General features: G+C 73.7%; 15 protein-coding genes and 1 tRNA gene. 9 read left to right on the top strand and 7 right to left on the bottom strand.

Going from position 1 to position 14,924, the window contains the following annotated elements:
• Positions 1-35: 35 nt before the first annotated feature.
• The 3 genes from AB5970_RS01100 to AB5970_RS01090 all read right to left on the bottom strand — a co-directional run bounded on the left by AB5970_RS01100 (position 36) and on the right by AB5970_RS01090 (position 3,422).
• Entirely contained in the window at positions 36-1,646 is a 1,611-nt protein-coding gene (locus AB5970_RS01100) for an FAD-dependent oxidoreductase (RefSeq protein ID WP_370502049.1), read from the bottom strand.
• Between the two features lie 67 nt (positions 1,647-1,713).
• Positions 1,714-2,535, bottom strand: coding sequence for an ABC transporter permease (locus tag AB5970_RS01095; RefSeq protein ID WP_370502048.1), 822 nt, complete (start codon positions 2,533-2,535; stop codon positions 1,714-1,716).
• Positions 2,532-3,422 carry an ABC transporter ATP-binding protein gene (locus tag AB5970_RS01090; RefSeq protein WP_370502047.1) on the bottom strand — a complete coding sequence of 297 codons (891 nt, stop codon included), beginning with the start codon at positions 3,420-3,422 and terminating at the stop codon, positions 2,532-2,534. Before AB5970_RS01090 ends, AB5970_RS01095 begins: the two co-directional genes overlap by 4 nt.
• 88 nt (positions 3,423-3,510) lie before the next feature.
• Here AB5970_RS01090 and AB5970_RS01085 point away from each other — a divergent pair, with 88 nt between their 5' ends.
• Complete coding sequence (locus AB5970_RS01085; protein ID WP_370502526.1) at positions 3,511-3,714, top strand: hypothetical protein; 204 nt, start codon at positions 3,511-3,513, stop codon at positions 3,712-3,714.
• 5 nt (positions 3,715-3,719) lie between these two features.
• On the top strand, positions 3,720-4,187 hold the full coding sequence (locus tag AB5970_RS01080) for a Clp protease N-terminal domain-containing protein (RefSeq protein ID WP_370502046.1): 468 nt from the start codon (positions 3,720-3,722) through the stop codon (positions 4,185-4,187).
• Here AB5970_RS01080 and AB5970_RS01075 read toward each other — a convergent pair.
• The 3 genes from AB5970_RS01075 to AB5970_RS01065 form a co-directional block, all read right to left on the bottom strand.
• Positions 4,184-4,480: a hypothetical protein gene (locus tag AB5970_RS01075; RefSeq protein WP_370502045.1), complete on the bottom strand. Its 297-nt coding sequence runs from the start codon at positions 4,478-4,480 to the stop codon at positions 4,184-4,186. The genes AB5970_RS01080 and AB5970_RS01075 overlap by 4 nt on opposite strands.
• A 104-nt stretch (positions 4,481-4,584) precedes the next feature.
• Positions 4,585-5,133 (bottom strand): hypothetical protein, encoded by a 549-nt coding sequence (locus tag AB5970_RS01070; protein WP_370502044.1) that lies wholly within the window; start codon positions 5,131-5,133, stop codon positions 4,585-4,587.
• Between the two features lie 171 nt (positions 5,134-5,304).
• Positions 5,305-5,387 (bottom strand) — tRNA-Leu (locus AB5970_RS01065).
• A 173-nt stretch (positions 5,388-5,560) separates the two neighbouring features.
• Here AB5970_RS01065 and AB5970_RS01060 point away from each other — a divergent pair.
• From AB5970_RS01060 to pknB, 7 genes are read left to right on the top strand one after another with little or no spacing between them, the layout of a single operon-like run.
• Complete coding sequence (locus AB5970_RS01060) at positions 5,561-6,271, top strand: FhaA domain-containing protein (RefSeq protein ID WP_370502043.1); 711 nt, start codon at positions 5,561-5,563, stop codon at positions 6,269-6,271.
• Positions 6,272-6,280: 9 nt separating this feature from the next.
• Positions 6,281-6,793 (top strand): FHA domain-containing protein FhaB/FipA, encoded by a 513-nt coding sequence (locus AB5970_RS01055; protein WP_370502042.1) that lies wholly within the window; start codon positions 6,281-6,283, stop codon positions 6,791-6,793.
• Between the two features lie 4 nt (positions 6,794-6,797).
• Positions 6,798-8,114 (top strand): Stp1/IreP family PP2C-type Ser/Thr phosphatase, encoded by a 1,317-nt coding sequence (locus tag AB5970_RS01050; protein ID WP_370502041.1) that lies wholly within the window; start codon positions 6,798-6,800, stop codon positions 8,112-8,114.
• 10 nt (positions 8,115-8,124) lie between these two features.
• Positions 8,125-9,558: an FtsW/RodA/SpoVE family cell cycle protein gene (locus AB5970_RS01045; protein WP_370502040.1), complete on the top strand. Its 1,434-nt coding sequence runs from the start codon at positions 8,125-8,127 to the stop codon at positions 9,556-9,558.
• Positions 9,555-11,006, top strand: a complete 1,452-nt coding sequence (locus AB5970_RS01040) for a peptidoglycan D,D-transpeptidase FtsI family protein (protein WP_370502039.1) — start codon at positions 9,555-9,557, stop codon at positions 11,004-11,006. The genes AB5970_RS01045 and AB5970_RS01040 overlap by 4 nt, the downstream gene beginning before the upstream one ends.
• Positions 11,003-12,250 carry a serine/threonine-protein kinase gene (locus AB5970_RS01035; protein ID WP_370502038.1) on the top strand — a complete coding sequence of 416 codons (1,248 nt, stop codon included), beginning with the start codon at positions 11,003-11,005 and terminating at the stop codon, positions 12,248-12,250. Before AB5970_RS01040 ends, AB5970_RS01035 begins: the two co-directional genes overlap by 4 nt.
• On the top strand, positions 12,250-14,244 hold the full coding sequence (gene pknB / locus AB5970_RS01030; RefSeq protein WP_370502037.1) for a Stk1 family PASTA domain-containing Ser/Thr kinase: 1,995 nt from the start codon (positions 12,250-12,252) through the stop codon (positions 14,242-14,244). Before AB5970_RS01035 ends, pknB begins: the two co-directional genes overlap by 1 nt.
• Before the next feature lie 55 nt (positions 14,245-14,299).
• Here the strand turns inward: pknB and AB5970_RS01025 are convergent, their stop codons facing one another.
• A complete protein-coding gene (locus AB5970_RS01025) occupies positions 14,300-14,923 on the bottom strand; it encodes an aminodeoxychorismate/anthranilate synthase component II (protein ID WP_370502525.1) in 624 nt (207 codons plus the stop codon).
• Position 14,924: the final 1 nt, after the last annotated feature.

Raw genomic sequence — 14,924 nt, 5'->3', positions numbered from 1 at the left:
TCGCCCCGGTCCTGCGTAGGCCGATCGGGTGAGGGTCAGGTGGTCAGCGCGAGGAACTGGTGCACGAACGCGATCGCCATGCCGCCCTCGCCCACCCCGGCGGCCACCCGCTTGACCGAGCCGGACCGCACGTCGCCCGCGGCGAAGATCCCGGGCGCCGTGGTCTCGAGCGCGAACGGCTCCCGCGCGCTCGTCCAGGCGCCCGATCGCCGGGCGTCGGGCCCGGTGAGGACGTAGCCGTGCTCGTCGCGCGCGACCTCGTCGGGAAGCCACGACGTCACCGCGTCGGCGCCGATCATCACGAACAGCACCTCGACCCGGCGCACCGCGACGGTTCCCGTGCGCCGGTCGACGGTCTCGATCTGCTCGAGGGAGTCCTGCCCGTGGAGCGCGACGACCTCGGACCGCGTCTCCACGCTGACGTGCCGGTTCGAGCCGATCTGGTCGATCAGGTACTGCGACATGCTCGCGGCGAGCGACTCGCCGCGCACGACGAGGGTCACCGACCGCGCGTGCCGCGAGAAGAACAGCGCGGCCTGCCCGGCGGAGTTCCCGGCGCCGATGATGACGACGTCCTTGCCGTGCGCCAGCCCCGAGTCGCTGCGCGCCGCGCCGTAGTACACCCCGTTGCCGACGAACCGGTCGATGGCGTCGAGCTCCACGTGCCGCCACTCGACCCCCGAGGTCAGCAGCGCGACCCTGGCGCCGATCTGCGCGCCGCCGTCGAGCGTGAGCGTCCGGGTGAGGGGGTCGATGGCCTCGACGCCTCGGGTCACGACGATCTCGGCGCCGAGCCGACGGGCCTGGCGCAGGGCCTTGCTGGCGAGCTCGTCGCCCGAGACGCCGAAAGGGAAGCCCGTGTAGTTCTCGATCCGCGTCGACGTGCCCGCCTGCCCGCCCGGCGCGAACCTCTCGACCACCAGCGTGCGGAGCCCCTCGGCGGCGCCGTTCACCGCCGCGGTGAGCCCGGTCGGGCCGCCGCCGATGATCACGACGTCGTAGTCGTCGTGGGCCGGGACCACGGGCAGCCCGGCCGCGAGCGCGACCTCGCGCACCGTCGGGTCGACCAGCCGCGTGCCGTCCGCCAGCTCGACCTCGAGGCCGTGCGCCGCGGCCGCCGTGTTGACCGTCTCGAACGTGACGCGGTTCCGGTGCAGGAAGGTACGCAGCTCGTGCACCCGCGGGTCCACCAGCGGGCCGACGACCACCACGTCCGGCGTCGGCTTCTCCGCCGCGATCTCCTTGAGGCCCTCCATCCGGCCCTTGGCCAGCGCGCCCACCGTGGCCACCACCTGCGGGGCCATGCCCGCCAGGGTGAAGAACGTGCCGACGTCCACCTTGAGCATGCGGGACGGCTCGACCGCCACGCAGCTCGCCGGCATCGCCATGCTGAGCATGACCGGCACCTCGCCGTACAGCTCGCCGGGACCGCGCGGACCGATCACGCGCTCGACCCCGTTGACCTCCTTGGTGAGGTCGACGCGACCGTCGACGACCACGAACAGCGCGCGGTCGTCGCCCTCGTGCACCGCGTACTCGCCCGGCAGCAGCTGGATGTCCTCCACCGCCCGCGCCAGGAAGTCGAGCTGCTCGGCCGTGAGCTCGGCGAACAGCGGGATGGCGGACAGCTCGGCGGCGCTGATCACGTGACCTCACGGTGACGAGGCGGGACCCGGATGCCCGCATCGTCGCAGACCAGCGGGCCCGCGGTCCCTACCCGACCCGCTGCAGCGCGCGCTCCCGCCCGGCGGCGACCCGCGAGCCCGACTCCCCGCGCGTCATCCGCCGCAGCGTCGCCGGCGCCAGCACCAGCCCGGCCACCGCCCACGCCCCCAGCACCGCCGCGGTCTGCAGCGGGCGCCACGACCCGCCGAGCTCCACGGCCGCCGCCGCGTCCGGCAGGAACGCGCTGCGCATCCCGAGCCCCAGCCAGTACACGGGGAACACCTGCGCGAGCGCCTGCCAGCCGGCCGCGAGCGCGGTGACCGGGGCGAGCAGGCCCGAGACCGCGATCAGCCCGACCACCGGCAGCGAGACGTAGCCGGCGCCGCGCGAGCTGCGCACGAGCGCGCCGAGCACCAGGCCGAGCGACCGGGTCGCGACCAGACCCAGCGCGAGCACCCACGCGAACGTGGCCCAGTCGACCGTGCGCAGGTCCACGCCGTCGACCAGCAGCGCGCCGCCCACCAGCACGATCGCCACGTACACCAGCACGGTCAGCGAGACGGTCACCAGCTTGCCGACGAGGTAGCCGCGGACGCCGTCCGGCGTGGCCTTGGCGCGCAGCACGGTGCCGTCCTCGCGGTCGGCGCTGACCTGCTGGACGTCGAGCAGCATGCCGAGCGCGACGAACATCGCCACCACGCCGGGCACGGCGAACGCCCCCCAGGTGATCCCGTCGGCGCCGACGTCGCGGTGCTGCAGCAGCACGAGGGCGACCAGGCTCACGGCCGGCCACAGCAGCTGGCCGAGGAGCTCGGGGCCGGTGAACGACTGGCGCAGCTCGACCAGGCCGCGCGCGAGCCCGGGCCTCACGACGCCACCCGCAGACCCGACTCCGCCCGCCGCACGATCGCCAGGTACGCGTCCTCGAGCGACGCCCGCCGGATCTCGAGGTCGCGGACGGCGTCGCCGTGCGCCCGGAAGAGGTCGAACGCGAACGCGGTGGAGTCGGCCGTCGACCGCGCGAAGTGCTCGCCGGCCACGGTCCACCGGACCTCGTCCTGCCCCGCGAACCGCCGCGCGAGGTCGGCGGCGGTGCCGTCGGCCGTGATCCGGCCGTCGTCGAGCACGAGGATGCGGTCCGCGAGCGCCTCGGCCTCGGCCAGGTCGTGCGTCGTCAGCAGCACCGTCGTCCCCTCGGAGTCCGCGAGCCCGCGCACCAGCCGGTGGAACTCGCGCCGGGCCTCGGGGTCGAACCCGGCGGTCGGCTCGTCGAGGAACAGCAGCTCGGGGCGGCCGACCGTGCCGACGGCGACGTCCAGGCGGCGACGCTGCCCGCCCGAGAGCCGGCGGACGTCCTGGTGGGCCTGCTCGGTCAGCCCGACGGCGGCCAGCAGCTGGTCGACGTCCCAGGGGCGCTCGGTCCCCGGGGTCGAGTAGGGCGCGTAGTACGAGCCCAGGTGCGCGAGAAGCTCCCGGACCCGCCACTTGCCGTGGTCGCGCCACGACTGCAGCACCACGCCGACCCGAGCCCGCCACCGCTCGTCGGCCTGCGCCGGATCGGTGCCGAGCACCCCCACGCGGCCGGCGGACCGCGTCCGGAACCCCTCGAGGATCTCGATCGTCGTGGTCTTGCCGGCGCCGTTGGGCCCCAGCAGCGCGACCACCTCACCCGGGCCCACCCGGAACGCCACGTCGTCGAGCACGTCGGTGTGCCCATAGCGCATCCGGAGACCGTCGACCACCACCTGGTCGGCCATCGTTCCTCCTCGTGTCAGTCTGGCCTGACATCGTCTCGACTGTCAGTCTGGATTGACAGGGGTGATCGTGTCAATCCAGACTGACGCCATGCCGGCCGCCGACCTCTCCGCCCAGCTCCGCACGACCGACCCGGCCGTCGGCCTGCGCGCCGTCGGCGCCCTGCGGCGGCTGGCCGAGCAGGTGGAGGCCCAGCAGGTGGCCGTCGCCCGCGAGCAGGGCTGGTCGTGGGAGCAGATCGGCGACGCCCTCGGCGTGGCCCGGCAGTCGGTGCACGCCAAGTACGGGAAGTAGGAACCGTGTTCGATCGACTCACGCCCGCCGCACGAGCCGCCGTCTCCGCCGGTGCCGACGAGGCCGCGCTCCGGGGGGACCGGCGCGTCGGCACGGACCACCTGCTGCTCGGCCTGCTGCACGACCCGGAGATCGCCCAGCTGCTGGGGGTGGACCTGGACCACGCGCGGTCGCAGCTCCGGACGCTCGACCGCGCCGCGCTCGCGGCGATCGGCATCACCAGCCCCGACCTCGACCGGACCGTGCCCATCAGCCGGCGCAGCAGCGGGCAGCCGACCTCGGGCTTCCGCGGGGTGCTGCCCCTGGCCTACACGCTCGCCGCCGACGAGGGCGCGCGCCGCATCACCCCGCGCCACCTGCTCCTCGCGCTGCTCACGCGGCCCGAGCCCGACCCCGCCGCATCGCTCCTGGCCGGCCTCGGCGTCGACGTCGCCGCGGTCAGCGCGAGCGCGTCGCCGGCGCGCAGCTCCTAGGTGGTCGTCGCGACGACGGTCGCCTGTCCGCACGCCCCGCAGAACGGGTCGTCCTGCGCCAGGTGGAAGCGGGCGCAGCCCGGGTTGGTGCAGGTGCGGGTCTCGGTGCCGACCGGCCGGGCGACCGGCATCGGCGTGCTGTAGATCGGGGCGATCGGACCCGAGCCCGGCGGCGGGACGCGCAGGACCGTCCACTGGGTCGGCTTCCCGCACACCGCGCAGGTGGTGCCTGCCTGCACCTTCCCCTGGGCGGCGCACGCCGGATCGGTGCACCTTCGGGCCACGTTCGACATGGCGCTTCCCTCGTGTGTCGACGATGACAGTGACGAGCGGCGGGGCGGTCCCCGTCGCGACCTCGCTCGCCGCGAGTCCCCTCAGGCTACCGAGCCGGCCTGCGTCAGGCGGCTCGCCGGCGGGCGCGGACGATCAGCGGGATCCCGACGCCGAGGGCGACCACGAGCAGCCCCACCACCCACCAGACCCACGCCGGGGTGCCGCCCGAGTCGGCCTCGGCCGAGTCGTCCGCGGACGGGGACGGCGACGGCGTGACCTCCTGGGTGGGTGTGGGCCCCGCGATGGCGGTCTCGGTCGGTGGGCTGGAGGGCTCCGGCACGGCGGCGGTCTCGGTCGCCGACGGCGGCGGGGCGGGCTCGTCGGTCGGGGTCGGCTCGGGGACGGGTTCGGTGGTCGGTTCGGGGGTCGGCTCTGCGGTCGGCTCAGGGGCCGGCTCCTCCGTCACGGTGGCGGTCGGCGCGGGTGTCGGCCGCACCGGCAGCGTGACGGTCGGCGTCGGCCGGGCCGGGAGCGTGATCGTCGGCGTCGGGAGCGTGCGCGTCGGGGTGGGGAGGTTGATGCCGCCGCCGTCGCACGACGCCACGAGGAGCGCGGCCACGAGCAGCCCGACCGCTCCCGCGACCCGTCGGCCGACCCTCGTCCCTGCGGTCACGGCACGCCTCCTCCGGCGACTGCCACGCGATGCCCGGTGTCCCGCAGGGCGTGAGCCGACCGTACCGAGGAGCGTCGACCGCAGGAAAGGGGGCACTTTGCCGGACCCGGGAACGCAACAGGCCGGACCCTGAGGGTCCGGCCTGTTGTCGACGTCCTGAGACGTCCTGTGTGCGCGAGGGGGGATTTGAACCCCCACGCCCTTTCGGACACTGGCACCTGAAGCCAGCGCGTCTGCCGTTCCGCCACTCGCGCGCGCCGGAGAACATTAGCACGATCGCCGGGGCCCTCCGGACCACCTCGGAGGCCGCGCCGCGCGCACATCACCCGGCATCCGGGCCCGTACCGGCGGGGCACGGATACGATCAGGGCGGATCGTCGGCACGACACGTGCAGGTGGACGCGCGAGAGGTACGTGGGAGGTGGCAATGGGCATCCTCGACAGGTTCGAGAACGGCGTCGAGCGCGTCGTCAACAACGCCATCGCCAAGGCCTTCAAGAGCGAGCTCAAGCCGCTCGACCTCTCGAGCGCGCTGCGCCGCGAGGTGGACGACCGGGCGGCCGTCGTCGGCCGCGACCGGACCGTCGTGCCCAACGAGTTCACGATCGAGCTCGCGACTGCCGACTACGACCAGGTGGAGTCGTGGGGTGCGGAGGCGTTGGCGGACGAGTTCGCCAACAACGTCACCGACTACGCCGCGAGCCAGCGGTACGCGTTCGTCGGGCCCGTGACCGTGTCGTTCAGCGAGGACAGCGAGCTCGAGGCCGCGCGGTTCCGGGTGCACAGCGCGACGGTGCGGGGCGCGGTCGCTCCCGCGTCGGCGACCTCGGCTCCGAGCGCCCGCCACCCCCTGGTCGACATCGACGGCCAGCGCTACATCCTCACCGGGCCGGTCACGGTCATCGGGCGCGGGTCGGAGGCGGACATCATCGTCGACGACCCCGGCGTGTCCCGCCGGCACCTCGAGATCCGCGTGACGTCCGACGGCGTGATCGCCACGGACATGGGCTCCACCAACGGACTCTTCGTCGAAGGCCACCAGGTTCCGGCCGCGACCCTGCTGGACGGCAACACGCTGACCATCGGGCGCACCCGGATCCTGTTCTGGACAGGCGGCGAGCCGGACCCGGACGAGTGACGCCGGCACATGAGTGAGCTGACGATCACCCTGCTGCGGCTGGGTTACCTGGCCCTGCTGTGGGTGCTCGTGCTCTTCGCCATCGGCGTGCTGCGCCGCGACCTGTACGGCACGCGGATCACGGACCGTCGCCGTCGCAAGGCGCCGGCGGTGGCGGCGGCCGTCGCCACCGAGCCAGCCAAGCCCGAGGCCGCCCCGGCCCGCACCCCGCGCTCGACCCGCAGCGGGTCCGGCCCGACGCGGCTCGTGGTCACCGAGGGTCCGCTGCGCGGCACGATCGTCCCGCTGGCGTCGTCGGCGGTGCTCATCGGCCGCGCGCCGGGCTGCACGCTGGTGCTGGACGACGACTACTCGTCGTCGCGGCACGCACGGATCTTCCCGCAGGGTGGCCAGTGGTTCGTCGAGGACCTCGGATCGACGAACGGGACATTCGTGGCCGACCAGCGCGTCGAGGCGCCGACTCCCGTCCCGACGGGTACACCCGTCCGCGTGGGCCAGAGCGTTCTCGAGCTGCAGAGGTAACCCGGTGACCGTCGCACTCAGGTATGCGGCGCGGTCCGACGTCGGACTCGTGCGCTCCAACAACCAGGACTCGGCGTACGCCGGGCCCCACCTGCTCATGGTCGCGGACGGCATGGGCGGCCACGCCGGTGGCGACGTCGCCTCGTCGGTGGCCGTCGCCTCCTTCGCGCCGCTGGACGGGGAGTCGCACGGTCCCGACGACGCCCTGGACCAGCTGGAGTCCGCGCTGGCCGAGGCCCGCGAGGAGATCATCGCGCGCAGCGACGCCGACCCCGAGCTCACCGGCATGGGCACCACGGTCCTGGCGATCCTGCGCGCGGGGAACAAGCTCGCGATGGTGCACCTGGGCGACTCGCGCGGCTACCTCATGCGCGACGGCGTGCTCACGCAGGTCACCACCGACCACACGTTCGTGCAGCACCTGGTGGACATCGGCCGCATCACGCCCGAGGAGGCCGAGCACCACCCGCAGCGCTCGGTCGTCATGCGCGTGCTCGGCGACTTCGACCCCGAGGTGACCCCCGACCTGTCGGTCCGCGAGGCGCGCCCGGGCGACCGCTGGCTGCTGTGCTCCGACGGCCTGTCCGGCTTCGTCAGCGCGGACACCATCGAAGAGACCATGGCGAGCATCGAGGACGTCGACGCCTGCGCGGACCGCCTGGTCCAGCTCGCGCTGCGGGCCGGCGGCGGCGACAACATCACCGTGGTGCTGGCCGACGTGATCGAGCTGGACGACGTCGCGGACGGTGCCGGCCCGACGACGAGGGCGACGGTGGTCGGCGCTGCGGCGCTGAGCCGCAACGACCCGACGTCGGCCGCCGACGGCCCGGCGGCCCGCGCCGCGGCCCTGTCGCGCACGGCGAAGGAGCCCGTCGAGACCGAGGGGGCCGTCGAGGTCCCCGCGCCCCGTGCCACCGACGACGAGGACGAGGACGAGCCGCGTCCGGCCCGCCGCTGGCGCGCCGTCGTGGCCTGGGTGGTGGTCGCGGTCGTGGTGCTGGCGGGCGCGGCCGTCGCGTACGCGTGGACGCAGACGCAGTACTACGTCGGCATCGACCAGGGCGAGGTCGTCATCTTCCGGGGGCTGCCCCAGACGATCGGCACGATCCCGCTGTCGTCGGTGGTCCACCGCACGGGGACCGACGTGGAGGACCTGAGCTCGGGCTACCTGCGCGAGCGGGTCGAGCAGACCATCCACGCGGACTCCCTCGACGACGCCCGCAACCTGGTCGGCATGCTCCAGGAGGACACGTCGCCCGCGCCGACGCCCTCGCCCACCCCGTCCACCAGCCCGTCCCCCTCGGGGACGGCCACGCCGTGAGCCGCGCGTGATGGCTACCGTCCAGCCGCACCAGGTGCGGGCCGGCCGGGGGGTCGAGCTCGGCCTGCTGCTGCTCGCGCTCGCGATCGGCGTCGCCTCGTACGCCCTGGCGGGCATCGGCACCTCGGACAAGGTGCCGCCCGACGTCATCGGCTACGGCCTCGGCCTGGCCGCGCTGGCGATCGGCGTGCACCTCGTGCTGCGCTGGCGCGCCCCGTTCGCCGACCCGGTGATCCTGCCGATCACGGTCGCGCTCAACGGCATCGGGCTGGCGATGATCTACCGCATCGACTTCGCGTACACCGCCCGGGGCCGCGACGACACGTTCGCGCAGCGCCAGCTGGTGTGGACGGCGATCTCGGTGGTGCTGGCGGCGCTGGTGATCGTCCTGCTGCGCGACCACCGGACGCTGCGCCGCTACACCTACACCGCGATGGTCGCCGGTCTCGTGCTGGTCATGCTGCCGCTGGTCCCGGGCCTGGGCGTCCTCATCAACGGCGCCCGCATCTGGGTGCGCGTCGGCGGCGTCGGCTTCCAGCCGGCCGAGTTCGCCAAGATCGCGTTCGCCATCTTCTTCGCCGGGTACCTGGTCACGCACCGCGACACCCTCGCGCTGGCCGGCCCCAAGGTGCTGGGCCTGCAGCTGCCCCGACCGCGCGACCTCGGACCGATCCTCATCGTCTGGGGCGCGTCCGTCGCGGTCCTGGTGCTCGAGCGCGACCTCGGCACGTCGCTGCTGTTCTTCGGCCTGTTCGTCGCGATGCTCTACCTCGCCACCGAGCGGCTCAGCTGGGTGGTCATCGGCCTCCTGCTGTTCGTCGTCGGCGCGGTCCTGGCCGCGAGCGCCTTCTCGCACGTCGGCGCGCGCTTCGACGCCTGGCTGCACGCCTTCGACCCCGCCGTCTTCGACCAGAGCCCGGGCGGGTCGGGGCAGCTGGTCCGCGGGCTGTTCGGCATGGCCAGCGGCGGGCTCTTCGGTACCGGCTGGGGGCAGGGGCGGCCCGACCTCGTGCCGTTCGCCGAGTCCGACTTCATCGTCGCGTCCCTCGGCGAGGAGCTGGGCCTGACCGGCCTGCTCGCGATCCTGCTCTGCTACGCCATCCTCGCGGAGCGCGGCATGCGCACCGCGATCGGCGTGCGCGACGGGTTCGGCAAGCTGCTCGCCGGCGGCCTCGCGTTCATCGTCGCGCTGCAGACCTTCGTGGTCGTCGGCGGCGTCACGCGGCTCATCCCGCTGACCGGCCTGACCACGCCGTTCCTGGCGTACGGCGGCTCGTCGCTGGTGGCCAACTGGGTGATCGTGGCGCTGCTGCTGCGGATCTCCGACGAGGCCCGGCGCCCGGCGCCGTCCATGAAGCCGTCGCTCACGCCCGTCGCGGGCACGCCCGTCGTGGTGGGCGGCGACGACGACGAGCCCACCGAGATCATCCGAGGGGTGCGATGAACACGCCCCTGCGCCGCCTGGCGACCGTGGTCCTCGTGATGTTCGTCGGCCTGATGGCGGGCGCCACCTGGATCCAGTACTTCCAGGCCGAGCGCCTGAACAACGACAGCCGGAACGTGCGCACGCTGTACCGCGAGTTCGGCAACGCGCGTGGACCGATCGTCGTCGCGGGCGAGGCGATCGCCCAGTCCACCAAGGTCGAGGACTCCTACGGCTACCAGCGCTCGTACACGAACGGCGAGCTCTACTCGGCGATGACCGGCTTCTACTCGGTGGTCAACGGCCGCACCCAGCTCGAGAACGCCGCCAACGACGAGCTCACGGGCCGCGGCGACCAGCTGTTCTTCTCGCGCATCCGCGACGTGCTCACGGGCCGCCAGCCCGAGGGCGCGGCCGTGGAGACCACGATCAACCCGGCCGCCCAGCAGGCGGCGCTCGACGGGCTGGCCGGGCAGCAGGGCGCGGTCGTGGCGATCGAGCCGTCCACCGGCAAGATCCTGGCGCTCGTCTCGACGCCGGGCTTCGACCCGAACCTGCTGGCGTCGCACGACACCAAGGCCGCCGGCGCGGCGTACAACCAGCTCGCGTCCGCCCCGGGCAACCCGCTGCGCAGCAACGCGACGCTCGAGCGCTACCCCCCGGGGTCGACGTTCAAGCTGGTCACGGCCGCGGCCGCCCTCGAGAGCGGGCAGTTCACGCCCGCCAGCACCCTGCCCGCTCCCGTGCAGCTCACGCTCCCGCAGACCTCCGCGACGATCGGCAACTTCGGTGGCGGCGGCTGCGGCAGCGACCCGATCACGCTCGCGGACGCGCTGCGCGTCTCCTGCAACACCGCGTTCGGGCAGCTGGGGCTGGACGTCGGCGCCGACGCGCTGCGCGAGCAGGCGGAGCGGTTCGGGTTCAACGACCCCGGCCTGACCATCCCGATGAAGGTCGTCGAGAGCGTCTTCCCCGCCCAGATGGACGCCCCCGTCACGGCCCAGTCCGCCATCGGGCAGCGCGACGTGCAGGCGACGCCGATGCAGATGGCGATGGTGTCCGCGGCGATCGCGAACGGCGGCAAGCTGATGACGCCGTACGTGGTCCAGACGGTGCGCAGCGCCGACCTGCAGAAGGTCTCCGAGACCAAGCCGACCGTCTACTCCACCGCGGTCTCGCCGGGCACCGCCGCGTCGCTGCGCGACATGATGGTCGGCGTCGTGCAGAGCGGCTCGGGCACGGCCGCCCAGATCCCCGGCGTGCAGGTGGCCGGCAAGACCGGGACCGCGCAGACGGCCGACGGCCTGGCGCCGCACGCGTGGTTCACCGCCTTCGCACCGGCCGACGCCCCCCGCGTGGCCGTCGCCGTGCTGGTCGAGCACGGCGGGAACGCCGGCAACGAGGCCACCGGTGGACGGGTCGCGGCCCCCATCGCCAAGGCCGTCATCGAGGCGGTGCTCGGGTCATGAAGACGGCACCCGGGGTCCTGCTCGGCGAGCGCTACCGGCTGGTCCGGCAGATCGCCGTCGGCGGCATGGGCGAGGTGTGGGAGGGGTACGACGACGCCCTCGCCCGCCCGGTCGCCGTCAAGGTGCTGCGCTCCGAGTTCGCCGGCGACCGCGGGTTCCTCGAGCGGTTCCGCACCGAGGCCCGCAACTCCGCGTCGCTGTCGCACCCCAACATCGCCCAGCTCTTCGACTACGGCGAGCAGGAGGGGTCGGGGTTCCTGGTCATGGAGCTGGTGGTCGGCGAGCCGCTGTCCGACCTGCTCGAGCGCGAGCCCGTGCTGCCCACCCGCCGGCTGCTGCCGATCCTCGCGCAGACCGCCCGCGCGCTGCACGCCGCGCACCTGGCCGGCGTCGTGCACCGCGACGTCAAGCCGGGCAACATCCTGCTGGGCCGCGCCGGCCGCGTGAAGATCACCGACTTCGGCGTCTCGCTGGCCCGCAACCAGGTGACGATGACCGCGACCGGCATGGTCATGGGCACCGCGCAGTACCTGTCCCCGGAGCAGGCGGTCGGCAAGCCCGCGACCCCCCTGTCCGACCTGTACTCGCTCGGGATCATCGCGTACGAGGCCCTCGTCGGGCACCGGCCCTTCACGGGGCCGACCGCGGTGGACATCGCCGTGGCGCACGTGAACAACCCGGTGCCGCCGCTGCCCCCGACCGTCGACAAGCAGCTGGCCGCGCTGGTGGTCCGCCTGCTCTCCAAGGAGCCGAGCACGCGGCCCGCATCGGGCGAGGAGCTGGCGCAGCTGCTGGACAAGCTGGTGCCGCGCACCCCGCCGTCGGGCGTCCCCGTCCTGGTCAGCCGGCAGGTCCGCACCCCGGACACGTTCGCCACCGCCGCGACGTCGGCCCCCGTGGCGCCCCCGCCGTCCTACCCGCCGCGCCGCACCCGGCGGGCCGACGAGGCGCCCACCGGCCGCGCGGCGACCCGTCGCTCCGCGCCCACCACCGGGGTCCGCGTCGGTCGCTCGGGGCGCCTCTCGTGGCCCCTGATCGCGCTCGCCCTGCTGCTCATCGGCCTGCTGGGCGCCGCCCTCGCCGCGCAACTCACCAAGGCGGACGGACCGCCGGACGGCCAGACCAGGCTCTCGGCCACGGCCGCCCATTACCCTCGTGGCGACACCCGCGATGGGATGATCACGGAGAACGGGTCGGCAGCGCTCGCCGCGGGCCCGGCATCGACGGAAGCAAAGGACGCCTAGTGGTGGACGACGGATCCCGCATCCTCGCCGGACGGTACGAGGTCGGCGAGCTCATCGGCCGGGGTGGCATGGCCGAGGTGCACATCGGCCACGACACCCGGCTCGGTCGCACGGTGGCCATCAAGATCCTGCGCTCGGACCTCGCCCGCGACCCCTCGTTCCAGAACCGGTTCCGTCGCGAGGCGCAGTCCGCCGCGGCCCTCAACCACCCGGCCATCGTCTCGGTCTACGACACCGGCGAGGACGTCTTCACCGAGCCCACCGGCGTCGTCGCGCACGTGCCGTTCATCGTCATGGAGTACGTCGAGGGCCACACGGTGCGGGACATCCTGCGCGACGGCCACGCCGTGCCCATCGAGGAGGCCGTCGAGATCACGGCCGGCGTGCTGTCGGCGCTCGAGTACTCCCACCACGCGGGCATCGTGCACCGCGACATCAAGCCCGCCAACGTCATGCTGACGCCCACCGGCGCGGTCAAGGTCATGGACTTCGGCATCGCCCGCGCCGTCGCCGATTCCGCGGCGACCATGACCCAGACGCAGGCCGTGATCGGCACCGCGCAGTACCTGTCGCCCGAGCAGGCGCGCGGCGAGACCGTGGACGCGCGCTCCGACCTGTACTCCACCGGCTGCCTGCTGTTCGAGCTGCTCACCGGTCGCCCGCCGTTCATCGGCGACTCGCCCGTCGCGGTGGCGTACCAGCACGTCCGCGAGGCCGCGCCGGTGCCCAGCACCTTCGCCTCCGACGTGCCGGACACGCTCGACCGCATCACGCTCAAGGCCCTGGCCAAGGAGCGCGACGCCCGCTACTCCACCGCCGCCGAGTTCCGCTCCGACCTCGAGGCCGCAGTCCGCGGCGGTGCCGTGGGCGCCCCCGCGGTGGGCGCGCTGGCTGCGGCGGCCCTGGTCGCCACGCCGGCCACCGAGGCCACGCAGGTCCTGGCCCCGCCCGTCGCCACGACGCAGGCCATGCCGCCGGCGAGCCCGCCGTGGGCCTCCACCGGCGCGGCCGTCGCCACCACCCCGTTCGAGGACGAGGAGGAGGGCCGGCGCCGACCGTGGCTGCTGCCCCTGCTCATCGCGATCGCGGTGCTCGCCGTCGCGGGGATCGTGGCGCTGCTCGTGGCCAACGCGAACAAGAACGCCGGCCCGGACACCGTCAACGTGCCCGTCACCGTCGGCCTCAGCGCGGCCGAGGCGCAGGCCGCCATCGAGGACGCCAACCTGGTGTTCGTGCGCGCCGAGGAACCGTCGGACACGGTGCCCGCCGACCAGGCGATCCGGTCCGACCCCGAGGCCGGCACCGCGGTCGAGCCGCGGTCGGACGTCAAGGTCTGGATCTCGACGGGCGCGGCCAACGTGGTCGTCCCCTCGGTGGCCGGCAAGACCGAGCAGGAGGCCGTCGACATCCTCACGGGCAAGGGGCTCAAGGTCTCGGCCAACCGGCAGGACGACGACAACCCGGAGTACCCGCAGGGCCAGGTGACCAAGACCGACCCGGCCGAGGGGACGACCGTGCCCGCCGGCTCGGAGGTCTCGCTCTTCGTCTCCACAGGCAACGTCTCGATGCCCGACGTCACCGGCAAGACCACGGCCGAGGCGAAGGACATCCTCAACGCGTCCAAGCTCCAGGCCAACACCTCGCCGGTCGAGTCCGCGCAGACCCCGGACACGGTCGTCGCGCAGGACGTCGCACCCGGCACGCTGGTCAAGCAGGGCCGGACCGTCAACCTGCAGATCGCCGTCGCGCCGACCACCGCGACCATCCCGAACGACCTGGTGGGCAAGACCTACGACCAGGTCGTCGCGGAGCTGCAGGGCCTCGGGCTGAAGAACTTCAACCGGATCGACGACGTCTCGGACCAGCCGGACGGCACCGTGCTCCGCACCGACCCGACGGCCGGCGACGAGGTCCCGCTGGACCAGCAGATCGACATCCATGTGGCGAAGGCCGCGACCGGAACGGGCGCGTCCGCGTCGCCACCCAAGCCATAGCACGAACGACGAAGGGGCCGTCCCTCTCGGGACGGCCCCTTCGTCGTGTCTCAGGTCAGAGCCGGACAAGCGGGTGCAGCCCCGCGGACCGGGCCACGGCCTGGTCGTCGCCGCAGATCGCGAGCCAGTTGGCCAGCAGCCGGTGGCCGCCCTCGGTGAGCACCGACTCGGGGTGGAACTGGACCCCGTGCAGGGGGAGCGAGACGTGCTGCAGGCCCATGATGATGCCGTGCGCCGTGGCGGTGACCTCGAGCTCGTCGGAGACCGTCCCGTTCACCACCGCGAGCGAGTGGTACCGGGTGGCCGTGAACGGGTCGGGCAGCCCGGCCAGCACGCCCTCGCCCTTGTGCTCCACCTGGCTGGTCTTGCCGTGCATGAGCTCGGGCGCGTGCGTGACCGTGCCGCCGAACACCTCGCCCAGGGCCTGGTGGCCCAGGCAGACGCCGAGCATCGGCAGCCCGGCGGCGGCGCAGTCGCGGATCACCTGCATGCTCTGGCCGGCGTCGGCGGGCGTCCCCGGACCAGGGCTCACCAGCACGCCGTCGAACCCGGTGCGCTCCTCGACGGGCGGCACGGCGTCGTTGCGCACGACCACGGTCTCGGCGCCCAGCTGGTTGAGGTAGCCGACGATCGTGTAGACGAACGAGTCGTAGTTGTCGATCACGAGGATGCGGGTCACG

It is taken from the genome of Cellulomonas sp. ICMP 17802, from assembly GCF_041295535.1.
Lineage (GTDB): Bacteria > Actinomycetota > Actinomycetes > Actinomycetales > Cellulomonadaceae > Cellulomonas.
Note: the sequence above shows the minus strand (reverse complement) of the source record. Positions and strands in the feature narration are given on the sequence as shown.

Excerpts from the sequence above, each read along its gene's own strand:
- AB5970_RS01090 (WP_370502047.1), bottom strand. The coding sequence starts at position 3,422 with ATGGCCGACCAGGTGGTGGTCGACGGTCTCCGGATGCGCTATGGGCAC.
- AB5970_RS01085 (WP_370502526.1), top strand. The coding sequence starts at position 3,511 with ATGCCGGCCGCCGACCTCTCCGCCCAGCTCCGCACGACCGACCCGGCC.
- AB5970_RS01075 (WP_370502045.1), bottom strand. The coding sequence starts at position 4,480 with ATGTCGAACGTGGCCCGAAGGTGCACCGATCCGGCGTGCGCCGCCCAG.
- AB5970_RS01060 (WP_370502043.1), top strand. The coding sequence starts at position 5,561 with ATGGGCATCCTCGACAGGTTCGAGAACGGCGTCGAGCGCGTCGTCAAC.
- AB5970_RS01055 (WP_370502042.1), top strand. The coding sequence starts at position 6,281 with ATGAGTGAGCTGACGATCACCCTGCTGCGGCTGGGTTACCTGGCCCTG.
- AB5970_RS01045 (WP_370502040.1), top strand. The coding sequence starts at position 8,125 with ATGGCTACCGTCCAGCCGCACCAGGTGCGGGCCGGCCGGGGGGTCGAG.
- AB5970_RS01040 (WP_370502039.1), top strand. The coding sequence starts at position 9,555 with ATGAACACGCCCCTGCGCCGCCTGGCGACCGTGGTCCTCGTGATGTTC.
- AB5970_RS01035 (WP_370502038.1), top strand. The coding sequence starts at position 11,003 with ATGAAGACGGCACCCGGGGTCCTGCTCGGCGAGCGCTACCGGCTGGTC.